Below are 19,133 nucleotides of genomic sequence, written 5' to 3' on the forward strand. Positions count from 1 at the left end.
TCATCGCCGGGCGCGGGAGAGAAGGACGCGAGGGAGATCGCCCTCAAGCGGGAGAAGCGCAGGCTTCGCGAAGAGAACGAGCTCCCGGGAAAAGCCGTACCCCTTCGCCGTGGAGCACCGGTGATCGCCAGGTACGAGTTCATCAATGCGGAGAAGGCGGGCCACTCCATTGTGGACACGCGCTCGCCGTTGGGTGTGTCCCGATCGGTTGTCATGCGTGATGCCGCTGCCCGTTGTCGGCGACTTATGCGCGTCGCGAACGCCCGGAGGAGAAGATCGGGGCGATATTTCGAAGGAATCCGTCGCACGCGGGAGCGCCGGCGAATCCATGTGGTTCCGGTCCGCTTGGATGAACAGGCCCGCGACAAGACGGACAGGAATCTGATGCGCAAACCGGGTCCGCGGCAGCCTTTAACCGGGCCACAGGACACCTCCTTCCAGGGGATTCCCGGTCTGGCACGGTGCGACTTCACTGCCGGTAAACCGGGTTCAGAACCGGTATTCCATATCTCCGGCATCCCACACGGAAAGATTTCACTTATTCCGTTGATATGATCGCCTGCCATTACAGGATGGCGGCTGGACGAGCGACCTCGGGCCACTTCGACAGCTCGCCGACTTGTCATGCGATCGATTCAGCAAAGGGCGAAGGCGAGCCGAACTGAGAGTCTTCTCCATTCCTGTAACGGCTCGAATCAAACCGGAGAGAATCTCGTCCGACATCTCGTCCGACATCTCGCCGAGAACGGAATATGTCAGCCAGCAGGCATACAGGAGCGTGCCGGCGTCACGCTATGAAGCAATCCTTTTTCTGCGCCTTGGGAATGAGATCGACGGGATGACACTCGTCGCATGGAGGAAGCCCGGCACGAGGTTGTCAGATATCGCAGCATCCCAGAATCAGCGCAGGCTTCATACCGCGGCTCCGCCTGACGCCCGCAACGATTACCCGGGCCGGCGGTTCGTCGCATGAAGTGATCTCAGAAAGGCCACCCGGAGGAGGCGGAGCGGTTCACATCGTCACCATGCCCAGCCCCCGCACCCACTGGCCGGGCGATGAAATCGCCCGGCAGGGGTCCGGGGGCGTCACTCCGAGATCACAGACCGAGTCTCCGCGCGTGACCGCTAGTGCCAGACCCGGGCGTAGCGGATGTTGGCCGGGATGACGGGCTTGCCGTCCACCGGGGGTGTCGGGCCGTCCGGAACGGGCTGGATGCCGCCTGCGGCGACGCGATCCAGGGTGGCGAGCCCCGCGGCGTCGACCGTGCCGAAGACCGTGTAGTTGGGCAGCAGGCCGGAGTCACCGTAGACGAGGAAGAACTGGCTGCCGTTGGTGTCGGGTCCGGCATTGGCCATGGCCAGCACTCCGCGCGCGTAGGTCTTGCGGGTACCGGTGGTGTCGCCCGGCCATGGCGGCAGGTCGGTGGGCAGCTCGTCCTTGTACTTGTAGCCCGGTCCGCCCTCGCCGGTGGCGCTGGGGTCACCGCACTGCAGCACCTTCAGCCGGTCGTAGGCGGTCAGCCGGTGGCACGAGGTCTCGTCGTAGAACCCGTGTCGGATCAGGTGCACGAAGCTCTGCACCGTGCACGGCGCCTTGGCCGCGTCGAGGGTGAGCCCGATGCGGCCCTGGTTCGTCTTGAGAGTCGCCGAGACCGGCCAGGTGGGGGTGCGACGCGGGTCCTGCGGCAACGGCACCTTGCGCGCGGCCGGCTCGTCCGGGGTCTCGGTGTAGTGGCACGGCCCCTTCGTCACCCGAGGCGGCTTGCCTACGGCCGGGTCCGTGGCCGCCGAAGCGGGCATTGCGCCCAGCGCTATCAGTGAACCCGCCGTCACCGCGGCTGCCGCGGCGCGTACCGCGAGTCGTAACAACGCTCTGTCAGACATGATGTCTCCCTGGGGGGTGATCAACAGGCTCCCTGTGGTCTAATCGATCTGACCGACGCCGTCAAGAGCGCCGCTCGGCGCCGCGGATTCCATGGCCCAGGCTGTATGGTCGTGTCGCGCATTTGGGAGTGGGTCGCACGATTCGCCGGGAGCGACACCACGAGCCATCAGTGGTCGCCGGGCAGCACGGGAACCTGTACGCGACAGCCGACCCCCGAATCCGTTGACGCCGGCACGAACAGCCGTGGGTTCCTCTCCTGAGGCCGACGAGGTGTGACGCGCCCCGCGTGTAACGACTCACGGGGCACCCATAAGAACATCATAATTAATTTAAATAAATACATGATATATTTCTCCTGTGGACGCCACCTCGAACGACGACCTGGACGTGGACGCCTTCACCACGGCGATCGAGAACTTCAACCGCTTCTACATTCGGCTCCCGATGCTGGAGAAGCTGTCGTTCACGACACTGTCGGTGCTGGACACCCTCGCGTACGGCGGCGGCCCGATGCGACTGACCGACCTGACCAGGACCGAGCAGGTCAGCCAGCCCGGCATCACTCAGCTGGTCACCCGGCTCGAACGCGACGGACTAGTGGAGCGCCGCCCCGACCCAAGCGACGGACGCGCCGTCCTCGTCCACATCACGGAGGCGGGCCGGCGGATCGGCCGATCACGCCACGACGACCGGACACGCCACCTGGTCCCGCTCATCGCCCAGCTGACCACCGAGCAGCGACAGGCGATCGCCGACGCCCTACCCGCCCTGACCCGTCTCGCGGAACTCGGGCGAGGCCTCTGACGAGGCGGTTCGGCGTCACGCCGGGTTTCCCGTGATGCGGTCACCCGATACAGGTGATCCGGCCGTCCGTGACGGTGGGTCGCCGCCAGCGCATCTGCGCATCGGGAAGGCCGCGCGGCGTCAGGTCTTTCCGAGGCTCGCCGGCAGCAAGGCGCGGATCGTGGCGTAGACGGTATCGAGGTCCACCGCCTCGGGAGCGATCCGCCACTGGGCGTGAACGCCGATGACGGCCCCCACCAGCACCACCGCGAACGCCTCCGGGGTGGTTTCCGCGGGCAGCGCCCCCGCCGGTATCCAGGCCTGTACCCCCTGCCGGAGCGCCGCATGGAGCCGCGCGTAGTGCTCACGGATCGGCGAGTCGACCTCAACGGCCTCGGCGAGCAGGGGGATGAACAGGCGCGTGACAGGCAGGCGGATGAAGCCCATGACCTGGTCGAGCGGATCGCCGGGACGCTCCCCGTCGGGCGGGGCGAAACCGGTCAGCACGGCCTGAAGCTGGTCGTCGACCACCGCTTCCAGCAGGCCCAGCTTGTTGCCGAAGTGCCAGGGGATGGAGCCGCGGCTGATGCCGGCCCTGTCGGCGATGTCGATGAAGCTCGTCTGCCGATATCCCTTCTCGGCGAAGAGCTCGGCGGCGGCCGCCACCAGCAGCCGACGGCTCTCCTGAGTCCTCTCGATACGTCGCGTGGCCATGCCGACCATCTAACCAGGTGTGCCGGATGACAGAGTAAATGCTGGTCGATATAGCCTGTGTCAGTCAACATAGAAACCGAGGAGGTTCTCATGCGTTGGGTGACCTATGCGACGGACATCGGAGACCGGGTGGGGCTGATCGGCGAGGACCGGATCCACCCCGTCGCGCCGGGAGTCAGCTTGATCGAGCTCATCGGCCGGGGCGCGGAGGAACTGCGAGCGACGGGGAAGGCGGCGTTGGCGTCCGCGGCGCAGACGGTTCCGCTGGCCGAGGCAAGGCTGCGCGCGCCGATTCCACGCCCGCCCTCGGTCCGTGACTGTCTGTGCTTCCTCGACCACATCCGCAACTGCCGGCAGGCGGCCGGCTCGCCCCGCACGCTCGAGGACTCCTGGTACCAGATCCCGGCCTTCTACTTCGCCTGCCCCTCGACGATCGCCGGCCCGTACGACGACGTGACGATCTCGCCCGGCAGCTCCTGGTTCGACTTCGAACTGGAGATCGCCGCGGTCATCGGACCGGGCGGCCGGGACCTCACACGGCGACCACACCCACGGCAACCAGCTGCTGGGCGAGCACGTCCAGATCATCGCCGCGGAGGCCACCTGCGCGGAGATGCGGCACGAGATGCCCCCCCGAGATGCTGACCGCCACCCAGGTCATGGACATCGGCCCGGCGACCCCCTACTTCCGCGAACGCTTCGCCGCCTTCGACTTCAGCGGCATCCGCCTGCGACTGCCCGACCTGACCTATGACGGGGAACTCCCCTTGGACATCGGAGGCCGCGAGGTGCGCGTGATGAACCTCGGCCCCGCCCACACCGCCGCCGACTCCGTCGTGCACGTGCCGGACGCGGGCGTGCTCTTCGCGGGCGACCTGCTGTTCATCGGCTGCACCCCGATCGTGTGGAGCGGCCCGATCGCCAACTGGATCGCCGCCTGCGACAAGATGATCGCCACCGGCGCCAACACGATCGTCCCCGGCCACGGCCCGGTCACCGACCCCGACGGGATCCGCGCGGTGCGCGGCTACCTCACCCACGTCGTCGAGCAGGCGGACGCCGCCCATGCCCGAGGCCTGTCCTTCTCCGAGGCGATCGAGACGGTGGACCTCGATGAGTACGCCACCTGGCTGGACGCCGAGCGGATCGTGGTCAACCTCCACCGCCGCTACCGCGAACTCGACCCCACCGCCACACCCGATCTGGACCAGATGACGCTGATGGCCATGATGGCCGAAAGGGAGCTCTCGTGAGCCTGCCGAAGACCATGCACACCTCCCAGCCGTGGCGCATCCACGAACTCACGAGTGACTTCTCGGTCGAGGATGTGTGGGCGTTCCGCACTCCCGGAGCCGGACCTGACGACTTCCCCACGATGCTCGCAGCGATGCGAGCCGCCGGCGGACCCATGAAACAAGCGTGGCCGGTGAGGTTCCTGTTTGCCGTTCGGTGGAAGCTCGGCACATTCCTCGGCTGGGACAGACCATCAGCGGGTGTCGGTGAGCGGGTTGCCTCGCTCCGCGACCGCCTGCCTGACGACGTCCGCGGCGCTCCCCGCGGCCCGGACAACGAGAGCATGCCGCTCAAAGCGGTCTACGAGCTCGACCTGGAGTCCGCACGCGAGCTGGCGAACAAGACCGTGCACACCGTGATGCATCTCGGCTGGGTTCAAGGAGCGAACGGCGACCATGAGCTGCGGATGGCCGTCCTCGTCAAGCCAAACGGATGGTTCGGGCGGCTCTACATGGCCGCCATCGCGCCTTTCCGACACCTCATCGTCTACCCGGCTCTGACCCGGCAATGGGAACGAGCCTGGCGCGACCGCGACCAGGCGCAGGCGGAGCACGGGGAAGGGACGTCATGATGAACTCCAGAAAGCGGCTGCTCCGCTGGGCGAGCGGGATCATGCTCGTGCTGGGAACAGGGCACCTGTCCTTGCTGGCGCTCACCGCCGGGGAGGGCGTCACCGGCTGGGTGGATCGGGGGATGTGGGCAGCCGTCCCGCTCGCACTCACGGACGGGGGCGCCGTTCAGACGGTGAAGTCCCTTCAGAATGTGGTCACCTTCTGGGGCGGCCCGGGAAGCTTCGCCGTACCTCTGATTCTCCTGGGCTGCCTGACATGGCACCTCGCTGGACGCGGGGTGGCCGTGCCGGCCGGAATCGGCTGGGGCCTCGCAACGTGGTGTGTGCTGGGCGGCGTCCTTCTTGTGCCATCCCCATTCTTCGCCGGGATCATCTCCGGGGCGCTCATCATCGTGGCAGCGCGGAAGGAGGATCGGCCCGGAGCGGCCCGGGACCGGGAAAGACGGGACGATTCAGGCTGTTGAGATGGTCTGGAGGTGCAACCGGGCGATGCTCAAGGAGAATCGGCGCAGCAGCAGGATGGCGGTGGCTGCGAGACCGGTGAGCAGGCCCAGCCAGATGCCGACGGTGCCGTTGCCCGTCACGGGCCCGAGCAGCCAGGCGACGGGCAGGCCGATGAGCCAGTAGCCGACAATCGTGATCCGGAAGCCGCCCTTGGTGTCGTCGAGGCCGCGCAGCAGTCCGACGCCGATGTTCTGGGCGCAGTCGAAGAACTGCAGCAGGGCGGCCACCATGAGCAGGTCAGCGGCGATGTCACGGGCGGCGTGTTCGCCGGGACCCATAAACGGGGCCAGCACGACAGCCGGAACGCTCAGATAGATCACGGCGACCACGGCCATGACGGCGGCGGCACAGATCAGGGCGGTGTTCTTCAGTCGCCGGGCCGCCGCGAGATTGTTCAGGGCCAGTTCGCGGCTGACCCCAATGGAGGCGGCGTGGGACAACCCAACGGCGATCTGGAACACGATGTAGACGAGTTGGTTGACGGCGGTGTGCGCCGCGAGCGCCGCGGTTCCGAAGCCGCCCACCAGGAGGGCCACAACGGAGAAGAAACCGGCTTCGGAACCGTAGGTGGCGGCGATCGGGGTGCCGAGCCGGATGAGGCGCCGCAGGGTCTGCCCACGAGACCTCCAGACGTTCAGTGACAGGAGAGGGGCAAGCCGCGGGTCACGTCGGGCTGAGGCGTACAGGGCGAGGGATGAAAGAACGTGAACGACGGTGGTCGCCAGACCGACTCCGGGCAGGCCGAGTTCGGGCAGGAACCAGGTGCCGTGTATGAGGGCCCAGTTGAGCCCCGCGTTGACGACGATCGAGGCGAGGGTGATGCGCAGCAGAGCCTGCGGACGGCGCATGCCGACGGTGAACTGCCGTATCGCCTGGAACCACAGGCAGGGGATGAGCCCGGGCGCCATGGCGTAGAGCACGGGTTCGGCCGCGTCGACCACCTTCGGGTCCTGGCCGAGCCACATCACGGCGTGGCCGATGAGGACCATGAGCACCGCGCCGGCGAGACCGGCCAGGGTGGCCAGCGCGAGCGAGGCCCGCACGAGGTCACGCACCTCCTCGTCGGCCTGCTCCCGTTGACCGTCCGGCGCGGCCGACTCCGCACGCGCCACCGTCGCCGCGATCTGGTTGCCGACCGCGGTCACCAGGCCGACGCCCATGGTCCGTAGCTGGTTGAAGATCACGATGGCGAGGCCGCCCGCGGCCAGTGCTTCGACGCCGATCAACCCCATCATCACCGTGTCGGTGGTGGTCAGGGCGACCTGGGCGAGTTGTGTGAGGGCAAGCGGTACGGCCAGGGAGGCGAGGGCTCGGCTGTCACGGACGAAGGTGGCGACCATCCACTCAGTCCCCGTGTCGTTTCGTCAACATCTTCTCCACTTCATGTTCAACCTCCGAGGTCCAGGAGGACTCGAACGTTGATCCAGTCGTCGAAGACGGTGCCCATGTGCTTCTCCCCGCCGTCGTCGACCAGAGCGACCATAGTGGTGCCGGGGGCGGAGGAGGACATCCGGGTCACTTGTAGCCAGTGCCCTCGTGCCGCAGGACGGCCGGGGCGCCGACGAGCGTGGTCACGGTCGGAGTCGAGGAAAAGGTAAAACTTGACGCCTCACCTCAAATTAGGGTAGCCAATCCTAAGTATTTTGTGTTGCGTGAAACGAGGACGAAGTGGATCTATCAAGACGTCAGCTGATTTGGGCCGGCGGCGGTCTGGGGGCGGCCATGCTGCTCGCGGCCTGCGGTAACGGCAGTGACGGCAAACCCGCCGGGGCGCCGTCGGCCGACGTCTCCAGCGGACCCCGTCGTGGTGGAACGCTCCGGATCGGCGCACTGGGCAAGGCCGGCGCCATCACCCGTGACCCGCACGGCACCCAGGTCAACGAGAGCGACTACCTCATCATCAGCCTGCTCTACGACACCCTCACCGCGCCCGGTGACAGGACCAACACGGCACCTCGTCTCGCCGCCGGCTGGAAGCCCTCCGACGATCTGAAGACCTGGCGCTTCACGATTGCCAAGGGCGCGAAGTTCCATGACGGCTCCCCGGTCACCGCCGAGGACGTCGTCTTCTCCCTGCGCCGACTGCGCAACACCCCCTCGGGTGCCTCCCGCCTGCCCGGCATCCAGGCCAAGAACATCACCGCGGAGGGCACCGAAACCGTCGTCCTCGTCTCCGACTACGCCAACGCCGACCTGCCCCTGCTGACCAGGCTCACCACCTTCATCCTCCCCAAGGACACCAAGGACGAGGAAGTCGACAAGGCTCCCGGCACCGGTCCGTTCAAACTCGACTGGTTCCGCGGCGGCAATGCCCGGCTCGTGCGCAACGACGACTGGCACGGCGGTGACGTCCACCTCGACGCGATCGAGGTGAGGATCTTCGAAAGCCCGCAGGCGATGGCCAACGCCCTGCTGTCCGGCCAGATCGACCTCGCCTCCAACGTCGGCGCCGTGGCAGCCCGCACCGCGGAGACCCGCAAGGACATCCAGGTCGTACGCCGCCCCAACGACATGGCGATGCCCATCGTGATGCGCACCGCCGATGGGCCGTTCGCCGACCCGAGGGTGCGCGAGGCGCTGCGTCTGGCCACCGACCGCGAGGCCATGGTCAAGCAGGTCCTGTCCGGCTACGGCACGGTCGCCAATGACATCCTCGGCACCGGCGACCCGGCCTACGCCCGGGACATCCCGCAACGCGCCCGTGACCTCGCCAAGGCCAAGCAACTGCTCAAGGACGCGGGCTTCGACACCTCCAAGACGTACGAGCTGTACACCACCGAGGACATCGCAGGCCTGGCCGAGATGGCCACCCTCTTCGCCACCCAGGTTCGCGAGGCCGGCGTGAACATCAACGTGGTCAAGCAGGAGTCCGGGACCTTCTGGGATAAGACATGGCTCAAGGGTCATCTCTACACCACCTACTGGGGCACCAACGACTCCGTGGTTTTCTTCGCCAGCAAGACCATGGTCTCGGCGAGCGGCCAGAACGAGGCGGGGTGGAAGGATCCCGAGTTCGACCAGGCCTACCAGCAGGCCATCGGAACCGCCGACACCGCCCAGCGGACGCAACTCCTGCACAAGCTGCAGGAGATCGAGCACGAGAGGTCCGGCTACCTGCTGTGGGGCATGGCCGACGGCATCGACCTCGCGGGCCAGGCCGTCCGAGGTCTGCCCAAGCTACCCGGTTACGGAAGGGTTCAGCTCGAACAGACATGGCTGGCCCGCTGACCCCCGATTCCGCCGCCCCGGCCGGACCTTCAGGAGACCTGGAGGTCCGGCCGGGGCGGCATGCCGACCGCCGTGCCCTGCTCGTGTTCGCCCGGCTCTGCGGCCTGCTCGCACGGCGGACACTGCTCCTTGTGGCGCTGCTCGCGCTGGTCTTCTTCACCGTCGAACTGCTCCCCGGAGACGCGGCCACCGCCACCGCCGAGCGTGGTGAGGGCGTGGCCGACCTGGCTCGGCGACGCGAGATGCTCGGTCTCAACCGGCCCGTCCTGGAACGGTTCTGGGACTGGATGACCGGGATACCCACCGGAAACCTGGGAGTCTCCGCCCGCGGTGAACCCGTCGCCGGGCTGCTCGGCGGGCCGTTCCCCAACACCCTGCTGCTCGGCGGGCTCGCGTTGCTGCTCACCGCCGTCTGCTCACTCGGGCTGGGCTGCTGGGCGACCCTGCGGCCGGGGGGAACGGTGGACCGGGCGGTCTCCGGCACGGCGACCGCGGTGCTCGCGCTGCCCGAGTTCGTGGTGGCGGTCGCCCTCGTCCTGACGTTGTCCCTGTGGACCGGCTGGCTGCCCGCAACCACCCTCACCGACGCCGACGGCTCGCCCGCCTCCTGGCAGATGCTCATCCTGCCCGTCCTGGCCCTGACGATCCCGCAGACCGGCTGGAACACCCGAATCGTGCGCGCTGCGTTGGCCGACGAGGCCAGGGCCCCGCATGTGGAAACAGCCGTTCTCGACGGGCTGCCGCCGTACCGTGTCCTGGCCTGGCACGTACTGCCGGGCGCGCTGCCTGCGATCACGGCCGGTCTGGCCACCTCCACAGGCATGTTGCTCGGCGGCGCCGTCGTCGTGGAGACCATCTTCAACTACCCCGGCATCGGTTCGGTCCTCGCCAGCGCCGTCGCCGACCGTGACAGCCCCGTCGTCGCCGCGGTCACCGCCCTGACCGGGGCGGTCATCGCCGTCGTACTCCTGCTCGCCGACCTGGTGCGAGACTTCGCGGCGGGGGGCCGGAAATGAGACGCCTGTCGAAGCTGTCACGGTTGCTGCCCGCGCTGCTGCTGATCTGCCTGTCCGCGGCCGGGCCCTGGCTCGCGCCGTACGCCGTGGACACCCCGATCACCGCTCCGTACGCCGCACCGAGCAGTGAAGCCCTGCTCGGCGGTGACCAGCTCGGACGCGACGTCCTCACCCGCCTGCTGCTCGGCGGCCGTGAACTCATCGCCTCCTCCGTGCTCGTGGCGGTTCTTGTCACCGGTGCCGCGGCCGTCCTCGGCGCGATCAGCGTGCTACGCCCGGCTGTCGGACGGATCGTGGAACGTGTCGCGGACGTTCTGATGCTGCTGCCCTCCGTTCTCGGCATCCTGCTCATCACCCTGTACTGGCCGGGCGGCGGCAGACTCGCCGTGATTGCCGCAGCCTTCGTCATGGGTGTGCCCTACGCGGTACGGCTCGCGGCCGGCGCGGCGGCTCCGGTCGCCGCCTCCGGCTATGTCGAAGCCGCGGCGGCGGGCGGGGAACGGTTGTGGCATCTGGTCGTCCGCGAGGTGCTTCCCAATCTGCGCGCCACGCTCCTCACCCTCTTCGGCCTGCGGTTCGTCGCCGCCGTCTACGTCGTTGCGACAGCCGGGTTTCTCCAGGTCGGCCCCCAGCCTCCGGCAGCCGACTGGGCCTTGATGATCCGCGAGAACGCCCCCGGCGTGCTGCTCAATCCCTGGGCCGTGGTCGCTCCCAGCGCCGCCATCGGCCTGCTCGCCATGAGCGTCAACCTCGCTGCCGCCACCTTTGCTGCACCGACCGGCCGTAAGCCGGTGATCATCCTGTGAGCCACATGTCTGGTCGATATCAGGACAAGGCGGCCAACCCACCGAACGCGCCGGTGGTCCAGGTCGAGGGCCTCACCGTCACCGCACCCGGCGGAAGGCCCCTCATCCGGAACGCCGGACTTGAACTCCGCCCAGGACGCCTGGTTGCGCTGACCGGCCCCTCCGGCTCCGGCAAAACCACTCTGCTGCGTGCTGTCATCGGGCTCCTACCGCCCGGCGCCACACGTGTGGCAGGCCGCGTCGAGGTCCTTGGCCGCGACATACTCGGGCTCGCCGAACACGAGCTGCGCGAGCTGCGCGGGAAACACCTCGCCTATGTTGGGCAGGATCCCGCCTCGGGTCTCAATCCTCGGATGCGGGTCCGTTCCCTCATCCGTGAAGTCGCCGTGGACCGGAACCCGGACGCGGTGGCGACGCTCCTGGCCGAGGTACGGCTGGCGGACGGTGACCGGCTGGCCGCCCGGCGGCCCGGCGCCTTGTCCGGTGGGCAGCAGCGCCGCGTCGCCCTGGCCCGTGCCCTGGCGCGCCGACCCGACGTGCTTCTCCTCGACGAGCCCACCGCGGGGCTGCATCCGGAACTGCGCGAGGAGATCGGCGCGCTCCTGCGCCACCTCGCGCACACACGCCGGCTCGCCGTGGCGTTCTCCTGCCACGACGCCGACCTCGTCGCCCGGCTGGCGGACGACGTGGTGGAACTGGGTGTCGTGACACACCGGCCCACCGCCCGTGCCGCACGCGTGACAGACGCCGAAGAAGCCCGCGCCGTACGCGCACCCGCGCTCCAGGCCCGGGGGGTGGAGGTGATCTTCGGCCGTCCGGGCAAGGGGGTGGTGCCCACGTTGCGGGGTGTCGACCTCACCATCGCCCCGGGCTCCTCGACGGGGGTCGTCGGCGCCTCCGGTTCGGGAAAAACGACACTGGTACGAGCCATCGTCGGACTACAGCCGCTTACGGCAGGCACCATCGTCTTCGACGGCACGTCGCTGAGACCGGGCCTGCGCGGCCGTAGCCGCGCACAGCGGCGCAGGATTCAGCTGGTCACACAGAATCCGCTTGGCGCGCTTAATCCCAGCCACACGGCCGGCGCGGCGATCAGCAGGCCGTTGCGCCTGCACCGGCGCTGCCCGGCCGGTGACGTCCCCACCCGGGTGGCGGACCTTCTGCGACAGGTGGGCCTGTCACCCGCCTACGCGGACCGCTACCCTCACGAGCTCTCCGGCGGGCAACGCCAGCGGGTCTCCATAGCGCGAGCACTGGCGGCCGAGCCGGATGTGCTGATCTGCGACGAGGTCACCTCCGCACTCGACGCCGCCACCGCTGAATCGATCATGGACCTGCTGATGGGCCTGCGCGACCAGCATGACCTTGCCCTTGTCCTGATCAGCCACGATCTCCCGCTCATCGCCGACCGGACAGAAACCGTTACCGTTCTGGACGCGGGCGTCGTGGCGGAGTCCGGTCCCACCGCCCACGTCTTCGCCAACCCCACGCATCCGGCGACCCGTGCCCTGCTGTCTCGGACGATGGAAGACTCAGCCTGATGGGCCGGGAGATGAACGGCAAGTGGGTGGGGTTCGGCAGGAACTTCAAGGTCAACACGGGTGAGTGGGGATTCACCTGGGTGGAGAAAGCTCGGTCGGCGCGTGATCTACGCTTGTACCACAACAGGCTACGATCCGACCGTGGTTCCCGGGGGCGGTAGCTCAGCTGGTTAGAGCAACAGACTCATAATCTGCTGGTCGGGGGTTCAAGTCCCTCCCGCCCTACCCCGGGCCCATCACACCAGTCACCACGGCGACGATCACCGACCCCTGCGGGAAGGCACCGCGCTCGACCATGGTGAACACCCCGAACATCATCTTCGCCACGTACACCCAGTCCAGCCGCATCTCGTGCCGGTTCGCGAAGTCGTCAATGAACGCATCCAGGTCGGCGTTCCGTTTGGCGTAGCCACCGGCGTGGAAGTCGTGGCTGATCGACCAGTTGCTCGACGTCTTGCCGTAGGCCGCCTGCAGGCGGGCGACGTCGTCGGCCAGGAACTCCCCGCCGCGCAAAACCGAGATGCCCAGCGCCCGCTGGCCGGGGGCCAGACCGGCGGCGATGCCCGCGAGTGTGCCGCCTGTGCCGACCGGGCAGCAGATGACATCGAATGGCACGTCGATCTCCGCGGGCAACTCCGCGCAGCCGCGCACAGCCAGGTCGTTGCTGCCGCCCTCGGGCAGCAGGTAGAACCGCCCGAACTTCTCCCGCAGCGCTTCGACGACGGGCCGGGTGTTCTTGGCCCGGTAGGTGGTGCGGTCGAGGTAGGTCAGCTGCATCCCGCAGTCGGTAGCGAAGGTCAGGACCTCGTTGAGCGGCAAGTGCTCCTCCCCGCGGATGACCCCGACGGTCTGGAATCCGAAGTGGGCGCCGGCTGCGGCGACGGCCCGCACATGGTTGGAGTAGGCACCCCCGAAAGTCAGCAGGGTGTCGTGCTCCAGCTTGGCGGCCCGTGCCAGGTTGTGCTTGAGCTTGCGCCACTTATTGCCGGGCAGGTGCGGGTGGATCAGATCATCGCGCTTGAGGAGCAGCCGCACACTGGCCCGGGTGAGGCGAACATCGTGAAGCTCGACGAGCGGCGAAGCAGCCACTGGGACGATCTTGTAGCAGCCGGGCCTCGGGCGGTTCACCACATCAGGATGCCACTTTGTGTGCGTCTCTGCGGGGCCCTCACCTCGCCGGAATGGCGATTTTCACCGTGGGGGGCGCGCTGGCCAGCTGCTCCTCCCACCCCTGGGCGCTGGTGGCGGCCAGGCTGCTGCAGGGCGTGGGCGGGGGCCTGGTCAACTCCCAGATGATCGGCACCATCCAGGACGTGTTCACCGGGCACAGCAGGGCGCGCGCCCTCGGCCTGGGTGATCACAAGAGGTGCGAACGATGAGAGTACTGGCCTGGGCCGGGGTGAGCGCGGGCACGGCGATGACGCTGGCAGGCCTGTACGGCATAACCATTGTCCCGACCACTGACTTCTATCTGCCGGTGTGAACGGTTCCCCTGTTCGTCACCGGGCTTCTGCTGGACATCGGTGCCTCGACGATGTGAGCCTCCCCCACGACCGTTCGGCTCACGATCCGGAACTTTCAGCGGGCCGGCCAGGAGCGGGAGCGGCCTGCCAGGGGGCTACCGGATAGAGGGCGGTGACCGTTTTGACACCGCCACTTCTTACACCACGGCACACCCGTGGGCAGCGGCGAACGGCGAGAGATCGGGAACACCGAAGGTTTCGCACATCGTCTTGAAGGTGACGACTTTATCCTCGCCAAAGCGCTGGACCTGGGCGGCGTAGGACGCAGCGGAAACAAAGGTGGGCGGGTTGGTCTTGCTGTGAAATTTGTCGGCGTACATCACTAGTTTTTCTTCGCTCGACTCGGCCATATAGTCGGCGACAGGCAAGGGAAGCCGCTGATTTTGCACGTCGTCACGGCTGAGCCCCATCCCGGTGTGGCAGGAGCAAAAACGGCAGATCTCTTCCGGAAATCCTTCCTCGAGGAGGAGTTCGTAGCCGAGTATGCCGTGCCGCACGTAGCGCGTGTGATCGAGCTTTCCGTCGGCGCTGTACAGCCGATAAACCCCAATGTCGTGGAGCAGGCTTCCCGCCCGCACCAGATCCCTGTTGAGATCGAATCCGGTACGCGTGAGAAGCTGCTCTGCGATACCGCACACGATTTCACAGTGAATGTAGACGAGATCGAATGCCTCCTGCGTGGGCGCATGCTTCTCGTGTAGCGCGCGAATCTGTTCGTCTGTTGGAATCTGCATTCCGGAAGTCTAGCAACCGGTGAACATGGTGTTCTGTACCTTGGCTGGATATGAGTTCTATGAATCAGGACAGTAATGCCGCACCGCGCGCTGCGCCACTGGACATTCCGGGCTGCTGACCGGCAAGCGTGGGCGGGCTGAGCCCACACCTGAGGCTGCCCCCGTACCGAGGACGGGGAAGTCCACCCTCAGTGTGGGCAACGGGCCACTGCAGCGCCTCAGGAGCACAGCAGCAGCCAGAAAGGCCGGCCCCCGACATTGGCGGCCACTGTGCCAAAACCTCGACTACCGAAGAGTGAGCATGCTGGAGATCGGGCGGCCGGTGTCGGGGACCCAGACGAAGTCGCCTGTCTCATCGTCTGGCCAGGATAGGTAATGACGGTTGCCGTAACTGGTTATCGTCCCGTTTGCCACGACGCAGATCTTGGCGGTCTGCCTCCAGTCGAGAAAGCACCCACAGATGATCTCGCCCTGGGCGGCAATCGCTTCACGCACCTCCGATGGGGTGACTTCCTGGAAGTCCGGCGATCCGGGCCGGCCATCGAAAAACTGTAGATGGGTTCGGCCATCGGCGGCCTGGTAGAGCGTGATTCGCGCTTTCCTCTGCTCCAGGAAGGGGGAGCCTGCCAGAGAGAAATCGCGATTGACGGGCGAGCGGCGAAGTCCGAAAACTCCAAGAAGGGGCCGACGGAAATCGCCGAATCGGGGAAGTCCTCAGCGTGCAGGAAATCGACCTGAACCGGTGACGCCGCCTCGCCTCGACACCTCATCCCCTCGGTGGCTCCCGCCACTTGAGCGCCCGAACTATGAGGGATGAGGTCTACGGGGCGGACATAGGGCCGTGTGCGGGGCGTGCGGCACGGGCCGTACGATCGGCGGGATGATCGCCCATCAGAGTCAGATCGTCGTCGACTGCGCGTCCCCGGCGAAGCTCGCCGTCTTCTGGGGCCACCTGCTGGGCGGCACTCCGGCGCACCGCGATCCCGGCTGGTCCTACGTCGATCCCCCGGGCGGGCTGCGGCTGGCCTTCCAGCAGGTGCCCGAGCCGAAGTCCGGCAAGAACCGACTCCACCTGGACCTGGCCGCCGACGACATCCCCGCGGCGGCCGAGGCCGTGGCCGCGCTGGGCGGCGAGTGCGTTGGTGGGCTCGTGCGCGACGAGGTGGGCGCGTTCCAGGTCATGCGTGATCCGGAGGGCAACGAGTTCTGCCTCGTCGGTCCGTAGATTCATGAACGGGACGTCGCCGCCGTCACGTGCGCGGCACTGTCCGGTGCCGCCACGCCGGCGATGAGCAGAATGCTCACCGGTCCGGTCCGGATTTCACAAGGCGACCAGGTTGCTGCGATCGGCCGCGCCGTGGATACCCGGATCCCGGTACGACGGCACCGGCGCCGTTCTCGATGACCGAGGCTCTGGACGCCGAGCGTCGCGCTACCTCGACACGGGGCGGCGGCGTCACCGGCGCCGCCCCGTCCATGGCGTCAGTGGGAGAACGCCTGGAACTCGGCCGCACGCACCTCATCGGGCTTGTACCCGGCCGTGGCGCAGTCCGTCGCGGAGTCCGGGTCGTTCTCCTGCTCACCCGCGTACAGCGGGTTGCCGGTGCACTGCGAGCCGAGCACGCGCAACATCAGGTGCGTGGCGTCGGTCGCCGGCACGCGAAACGACCTGATGGTCATATGGGGGGCGATGGGCCAGGGACGGACCGAGGGGAACGCGTCCGGCCGGCTGGTGTAGATCGAGTGGAAGTTCGCCGTGTCGGCGCAGTCCGCGCGGCACGCGAGCACCTCGAAGGAGCGCAGGGACGAGAAGGGGGTCTGCGAGGGATCGACCTCGTCGCGGTAGTCGTCCCTGATCATGGCACTGACCTGGACCCTGCGGACGGTCACCGGCCGGTCGCCCGCCAGGTCCACGACGACCGACTTGCCGATGGGCGGGCCGGTCAGCGAGGCCCAGTTGGTCGCCTCGGTCTCGTCGATCAGCTTGGCCTGGTTGACGCCGTCACCGGAGGCCGTCGCCCCGTCGGCGGCCGAGGCGAGGTTGCGCGATGGCGGCACCCGGATCGGGTTGGTGCGGCCGGCCGAGACGACGGAGGTGAGCCGGGTGTGGCCGTAGCCGCCGCCGACGAGCAGGAGGCGGTAGGCGCCGGGCGTCATCTCCACCGTGTCGCCGAGCGGGGTGGCCGGGTCGGTGTCGGCGACGGGAACCACGCGGGCCTCGTAGTCGCCGACGTAGAGCCGCAGCACCGCGCCCTCGGCGGCGCCGTCGGAGGTCAGGTGCAGGAAGCCGTTGTCGCCCTTGGGGTTGGCGAAGCTCGGCGTCGGGTTGAAATCGTTGCCGTTGTCGCCGTCCGCGCCCTCGCCCAGGCCGCGCCCGGCGAACGCGCGCCAGATGATGTCCTGGTTCGCGCCGCCGAAACGGACGCGGTCGGCGGCCAGCAGGGCGTCGCGCTCGTCGGCGAGGCTGCCCGCGCCCGTCGTCAGGAGCAGGGCGTCGAAGGTGAGCTGGGCCCAGCGCCGGTTCCCCGGGCACCGTTCGACGGGCCGGCGGCCGTCGGCGCAGGCCCGCTGCTGGGCGAGGGTGCCGTTGCCGTACCGCTTGAGGAAGGCCTCGCGCACGTCGAACTGGGTCGCCGCCCAGATCTCACCGTCCTCGTGAGTCTGCGGTTCCGTCCTGTCGTAGCCGATGTCGCTGTAGTTGAGCGGCGACTTCGACATGTCGTAGTTCCTGACGCCGCGCTCGGCGGCGCCGGTTAAGTAGCCGCCGATGACGTACGGCGTGTCGCCGGACGGGCGCAAGCCGTACTCGTAGAGGTACTCCATGGCGAACAGGTCGGAGGTGGACTCGGCCAGCATTCCGCCCTGCCAGCTGATCCATCCGCCGTCCGGTCCGCCGATCATGCGACTCGTTATCGCGTGGCTGTACTCGTGCCCGATAAGCGTCAGGTCGTAGGAGGTGTCAACGCAGGGGCCGTACGATGAACCGGCCTGCGGCATCGACAGCGCCGTGAACGTGCCCGGCGGGATCCCGTCAGGGGTGTTGACCTGACCGCCGAAATGGCGAACGCCGATCAGGGCGCCCACCTGGGCGCTGCCGATCGCGGCGTCGTTGCCGAGCCCGCCGCGGCCGCGGTTGTCGGCCTGCATGTTCCACGCGGTCTCGGTGAAGCCGAGCCGGTAGGACCAGTCGTGCATGCGGTTGATCCCCACGTGCAGGTGGGCGATCGATGTCTCCAGGTCGGCCTCACCGGGCCGGGTCAGCGTCGCCGGGTCGCACTTGGAGGCGTTCCAGGTGTTCTTCCAGGGGTAGGCGTAATCGCGGCTCGGCGACGGCGCGTTGCCGCGGGTGCCGGGCAGCTCCACCTCGTACCTGTCCCGCTTCTCGTAGGTCCGCGCGGCGTTTCCCGAACTGGTGCGGGTCGGGGTGTTCGTGGCGGGGTCCACGTCCCAGGCCTGTCCGGTCGCCGGGTCACCGCCGGTCACCAGGTCGCAGCCGGGGCCGGCCGCGAAGCACCAGCGCTGCCGGGTGTCGGCCGAGGAGTAGTCGCTCGGCGGGTTGGCGGGAAAGACCGTCCAGGACGGGTTGCCGGGGTCGGCGTCCGCGATGCCGTCCACCAGGTTGTCACGGACCAGGACCTCGCCGCTGACCGCGTCCACATGTGTGGTGTACCCGGCGGGAACGCCGCCCTGGGCGGTGGCGATCAATATGACCTGGTAGGCACGGTGCACCCCGTCGGGCGCCGGTACGGCCACGGGCGTCACCCGCTTGGTCGTGACCGCCGCGAGATCGACGCCGCCGTCCCTCGCCGCGATCTCCACGGCCTGCTTCTCGCCGATCACGGCGGCCGGGGGCGCGGCCGTGTCACGCGAGAGCGAGGAGGCGACGTATTCCACCTTCCCGTCCGCGACGGCGACCGCGACCAGTCCGTCCACCCCCGAGGGCAGGCCGCCGAAGCGCTGCCGCAGCAGGACGGCGTGGCCAGGGCCGATCGGGTTGACCCCGATTCGCTCCAGCGCGTCCACCTCCGCGGCCGACAGGCCGAAGAGGTCCTCGTGGCTCTTGAGGTACGCGCGGGCGGCCTGTACCGGGTCGGTGCCCAGGTGCTCCGCCAGCGGCGCGGACCCGGTGACGACGGCCGGGGTGCCGAGCGCGTTCCAGCGCACCTCGGCGCCCGGCCCGGCGCTCCGCGCGCTCAGGCCCGACGGAGGCGGGACCCTGCCCTGCCGGTTGTCCAGATCGGGCTTACCGTGCCCCTTGGCCGGAGATCTAAGGATCGCGGAGGTCTTGGCGCCGGACGCGCCCTTCGCGGCCTCGGAACCCTGGGCCACCCCGGCGGTCGTTGCGAGGGGGAGAACCAGCGTCGCGACACCGACGGCTGCGGCTGCGGCTGCGGCTGCGGCGCGTAATCGAATCCTGGTCAACACATGTCCCTTCTGAAAGCGCAGATAATTTCGCGTCTGCGCCAGAGATATCACGCACCAAAAATCCATACAATATCTATTCAAGTCGCGAAAATCGGCGTATGAAAGTAAAC

At 68.0% G+C, this 19,133-nt stretch carries 18 protein-coding genes and 1 tRNA gene; 12 read left to right on the top strand and 7 right to left on the bottom strand.

Translation table 11 applies throughout. From position 1 onward, the window contains the following. Positions 1–1,125 precede the first annotated feature (1,125 nt). Positions 1,126–1,884 carry a peptidylprolyl isomerase gene (locus AB0395_RS18455; protein WP_366282003.1) on the bottom strand — a complete coding sequence of 253 codons (759 nt, stop codon included), beginning with the start codon at positions 1,882–1,884 and terminating at the stop codon, positions 1,126–1,128. Positions 1,885–2,242: 358 nt separating this feature from the next. Between AB0395_RS18455 and AB0395_RS18460 the strand changes: the two genes are divergently transcribed. After that, positions 2,243–2,689, top strand: a complete 447-nt coding sequence (locus tag AB0395_RS18460) for a MarR family transcriptional regulator (RefSeq protein ID WP_366282005.1) — start codon at positions 2,243–2,245, stop codon at positions 2,687–2,689. A gap of 120 nt (positions 2,690–2,809) precedes the next feature. Here the strand turns inward: AB0395_RS18460 and AB0395_RS18465 are convergent, their stop codons facing one another. Further along, positions 2,810–3,382 carry a TetR/AcrR family transcriptional regulator gene (locus AB0395_RS18465; protein WP_366282007.1) on the bottom strand — a complete coding sequence of 191 codons (573 nt, stop codon included), beginning with the start codon at positions 3,380–3,382 and terminating at the stop codon, positions 2,810–2,812. 90 nt (positions 3,383–3,472) lie between these two features. Between AB0395_RS18465 and AB0395_RS18470 the strand changes: the two genes are divergently transcribed. The 4 genes from AB0395_RS18470 to AB0395_RS18485 are packed head-to-tail and all read left to right on the top strand — an operon-like array spanning position 3,473 to position 5,710. Next, on the top strand, positions 3,473–4,027 hold the full coding sequence (locus AB0395_RS18470) for a fumarylacetoacetate hydrolase family protein (RefSeq protein ID WP_366282009.1): 555 nt from the start codon (positions 3,473–3,475) through the stop codon (positions 4,025–4,027). Continuing rightward, positions 4,021–4,635: an MBL fold metallo-hydrolase gene (locus tag AB0395_RS18475; protein WP_366282010.1), complete on the top strand. Its 615-nt coding sequence runs from the start codon at positions 4,021–4,023 to the stop codon at positions 4,633–4,635. Before AB0395_RS18470 ends, AB0395_RS18475 begins: the two co-directional genes overlap by 7 nt. Further along, a complete protein-coding gene (locus AB0395_RS18480) occupies positions 4,632–5,246 on the top strand; it encodes a DUF2867 domain-containing protein (RefSeq protein WP_366282012.1) in 615 nt (204 codons plus the stop codon). The genes AB0395_RS18475 and AB0395_RS18480 overlap by 4 nt, the downstream gene beginning before the upstream one ends. Next, positions 5,243–5,710, top strand: a complete 468-nt coding sequence (locus AB0395_RS18485; protein ID WP_366282014.1) for a hypothetical protein — start codon at positions 5,243–5,245, stop codon at positions 5,708–5,710. Before AB0395_RS18480 ends, AB0395_RS18485 begins: the two co-directional genes overlap by 4 nt. Here the strand turns inward: AB0395_RS18485 and AB0395_RS18490 are convergent. Further along, positions 5,699–7,090: an MATE family efflux transporter gene (locus AB0395_RS18490; protein ID WP_366282016.1), complete on the bottom strand. Its 1,392-nt coding sequence runs from the start codon at positions 7,088–7,090 to the stop codon at positions 5,699–5,701. The two genes, AB0395_RS18485 and AB0395_RS18490, sit on opposite strands and share 12 nt — an antisense overlap. Positions 7,091–7,137: 47 nt before the next feature. After that, positions 7,138–7,260, bottom strand: a complete 123-nt coding sequence (locus tag AB0395_RS18495) for a hypothetical protein (RefSeq protein ID WP_366282018.1) — start codon at positions 7,258–7,260, stop codon at positions 7,138–7,140. Between the two features lie 158 nt (positions 7,261–7,418). Between AB0395_RS18495 and AB0395_RS18500 the strand changes: the two genes are divergently transcribed. The 5 genes from AB0395_RS18500 to AB0395_RS18520 all read left to right on the top strand — a co-directional run bounded on the left by AB0395_RS18500 (position 7,419) and on the right by AB0395_RS18520 (position 12,566). Further along, entirely contained in the window at positions 7,419–8,978 is a 1,560-nt protein-coding gene (locus AB0395_RS18500; protein ID WP_366282019.1) for an ABC transporter substrate-binding protein, read from the top strand. Further along, positions 8,963–9,994 (top strand): ABC transporter permease, encoded by a 1,032-nt coding sequence (locus AB0395_RS18505; protein WP_366282020.1) that lies wholly within the window; start codon positions 8,963–8,965, stop codon positions 9,992–9,994. The genes AB0395_RS18500 and AB0395_RS18505 overlap by 16 nt, the downstream gene beginning before the upstream one ends. Then, the gene (locus AB0395_RS18510; RefSeq protein ID WP_366282022.1) at positions 9,991–10,800 is read left to right on the top strand and encodes an ABC transporter permease subunit; all 810 of its coding nucleotides are present in this window, start codon (positions 9,991–9,993) and stop codon (positions 10,798–10,800) included. Before AB0395_RS18505 ends, AB0395_RS18510 begins: the two co-directional genes overlap by 4 nt. Before the next feature lie 5 nt (positions 10,801–10,805). Then, a complete protein-coding gene (locus AB0395_RS18515) occupies positions 10,806–12,341 on the top strand; it encodes an ABC transporter ATP-binding protein (RefSeq protein ID WP_366282024.1) in 1,536 nt (511 codons plus the stop codon). A 151-nt stretch (positions 12,342–12,492) separates the two neighbouring features. Continuing rightward, positions 12,493–12,566: transfer RNA gene (locus tag AB0395_RS18520), tRNA-Ile, on the top strand. Here AB0395_RS18520 and AB0395_RS18525 read toward each other — a convergent pair. Beyond that, a complete protein-coding gene (locus AB0395_RS18525; RefSeq protein ID WP_366282026.1) occupies positions 12,564–13,430 on the bottom strand; it encodes a pyridoxal-phosphate dependent enzyme in 867 nt (288 codons plus the stop codon). The two genes, AB0395_RS18520 and AB0395_RS18525, sit on opposite strands and share 3 nt — an antisense overlap. A 92-nt stretch (positions 13,431–13,522) precedes the next feature. Here AB0395_RS18525 and AB0395_RS18530 point away from each other — a divergent pair, with 92 nt between their 5' ends. Then, positions 13,523–13,720, top strand: a complete 198-nt coding sequence (locus AB0395_RS18530) for a hypothetical protein (RefSeq protein ID WP_366282027.1) — start codon at positions 13,523–13,525, stop codon at positions 13,718–13,720. Positions 13,721–14,001: 281 nt separating this feature from the next. On the opposite strand, the gene AB0395_RS18535 is transcribed toward AB0395_RS18530, so the two are convergent. Continuing rightward, positions 14,002–14,598, bottom strand: coding sequence for an HD domain-containing protein (locus tag AB0395_RS18535; protein ID WP_366282028.1), 597 nt, complete (start codon positions 14,596–14,598; stop codon positions 14,002–14,004). 880 nt (positions 14,599–15,478) lie between these two features. On the opposite strand from AB0395_RS18535, the gene AB0395_RS18540 reads away from it, so the two are divergent. Continuing rightward, a complete protein-coding gene (locus tag AB0395_RS18540) occupies positions 15,479–15,823 on the top strand; it encodes a VOC family protein (RefSeq protein WP_366282030.1) in 345 nt (114 codons plus the stop codon). A gap of 257 nt (positions 15,824–16,080) precedes the next feature. Here AB0395_RS18540 and AB0395_RS18545 read toward each other — a convergent pair whose 3' ends face one another. Then, entirely contained in the window at positions 16,081–19,023 is a 2,943-nt protein-coding gene (locus tag AB0395_RS18545) for a M36 family metallopeptidase (RefSeq protein ID WP_366282032.1), read from the bottom strand. Positions 19,024–19,133: the final 110 nt, after the last annotated feature.

Origin of the sequence: Streptosporangium sp. NPDC051023, from assembly GCF_040689595.1 — a bacterium.
Taxonomy (GTDB): Bacteria; Actinomycetota; Actinomycetes; order Streptosporangiales; family Streptosporangiaceae; genus Streptosporangium.

Bases quoted from the DNA above. Each gene is read 5' to 3' on its own strand.
- AB0395_RS18530 (WP_366282027.1), top strand. From the start codon at position 13,523: ATGGCGATTTTCACCGTGGGGGGCGCGCTGGCCAGCTGCTCCTCCCAC.
- AB0395_RS18495 (WP_366282018.1), bottom strand. From the start codon at position 7,260: ATGTCCTCCTCCGCCCCCGGCACCACTATGGTCGCTCTGGTCGACGAC.
- AB0395_RS18470 (WP_366282009.1), top strand. From the start codon at position 3,473: ATGCGTTGGGTGACCTATGCGACGGACATCGGAGACCGGGTGGGGCTG.
- AB0395_RS18475 (WP_366282010.1), top strand. From the start codon at position 4,021: ATGCTGACCGCCACCCAGGTCATGGACATCGGCCCGGCGACCCCCTAC.
- AB0395_RS18540 (WP_366282030.1), top strand. From the start codon at position 15,479: ATGATCGCCCATCAGAGTCAGATCGTCGTCGACTGCGCGTCCCCGGCG.
- AB0395_RS18515 (WP_366282024.1), top strand. From the start codon at position 10,806: ATGTCTGGTCGATATCAGGACAAGGCGGCCAACCCACCGAACGCGCCG.
- AB0395_RS18485 (WP_366282014.1), top strand. From the start codon at position 5,243: ATGATGAACTCCAGAAAGCGGCTGCTCCGCTGGGCGAGCGGGATCATG.
- AB0395_RS18505 (WP_366282020.1), top strand. From the start codon at position 8,963: ATGGCTGGCCCGCTGACCCCCGATTCCGCCGCCCCGGCCGGACCTTCA.
- AB0395_RS18490 (WP_366282016.1), bottom strand. From the start codon at position 7,090: ATGGTCGCCACCTTCGTCCGTGACAGCCGAGCCCTCGCCTCCCTGGCC.
- AB0395_RS18455 (WP_366282003.1), bottom strand. From the start codon at position 1,884: ATGTCTGACAGAGCGTTGTTACGACTCGCGGTACGCGCCGCGGCAGCC.
- AB0395_RS18535 (WP_366282028.1), bottom strand. From the start codon at position 14,598: ATGCAGATTCCAACAGACGAACAGATTCGCGCGCTACACGAGAAGCAT.
- AB0395_RS18465 (WP_366282007.1), bottom strand. From the start codon at position 3,382: ATGGCCACGCGACGTATCGAGAGGACTCAGGAGAGCCGTCGGCTGCTG.
- AB0395_RS18510 (WP_366282022.1), top strand. From the start codon at position 9,991: ATGAGACGCCTGTCGAAGCTGTCACGGTTGCTGCCCGCGCTGCTGCTG.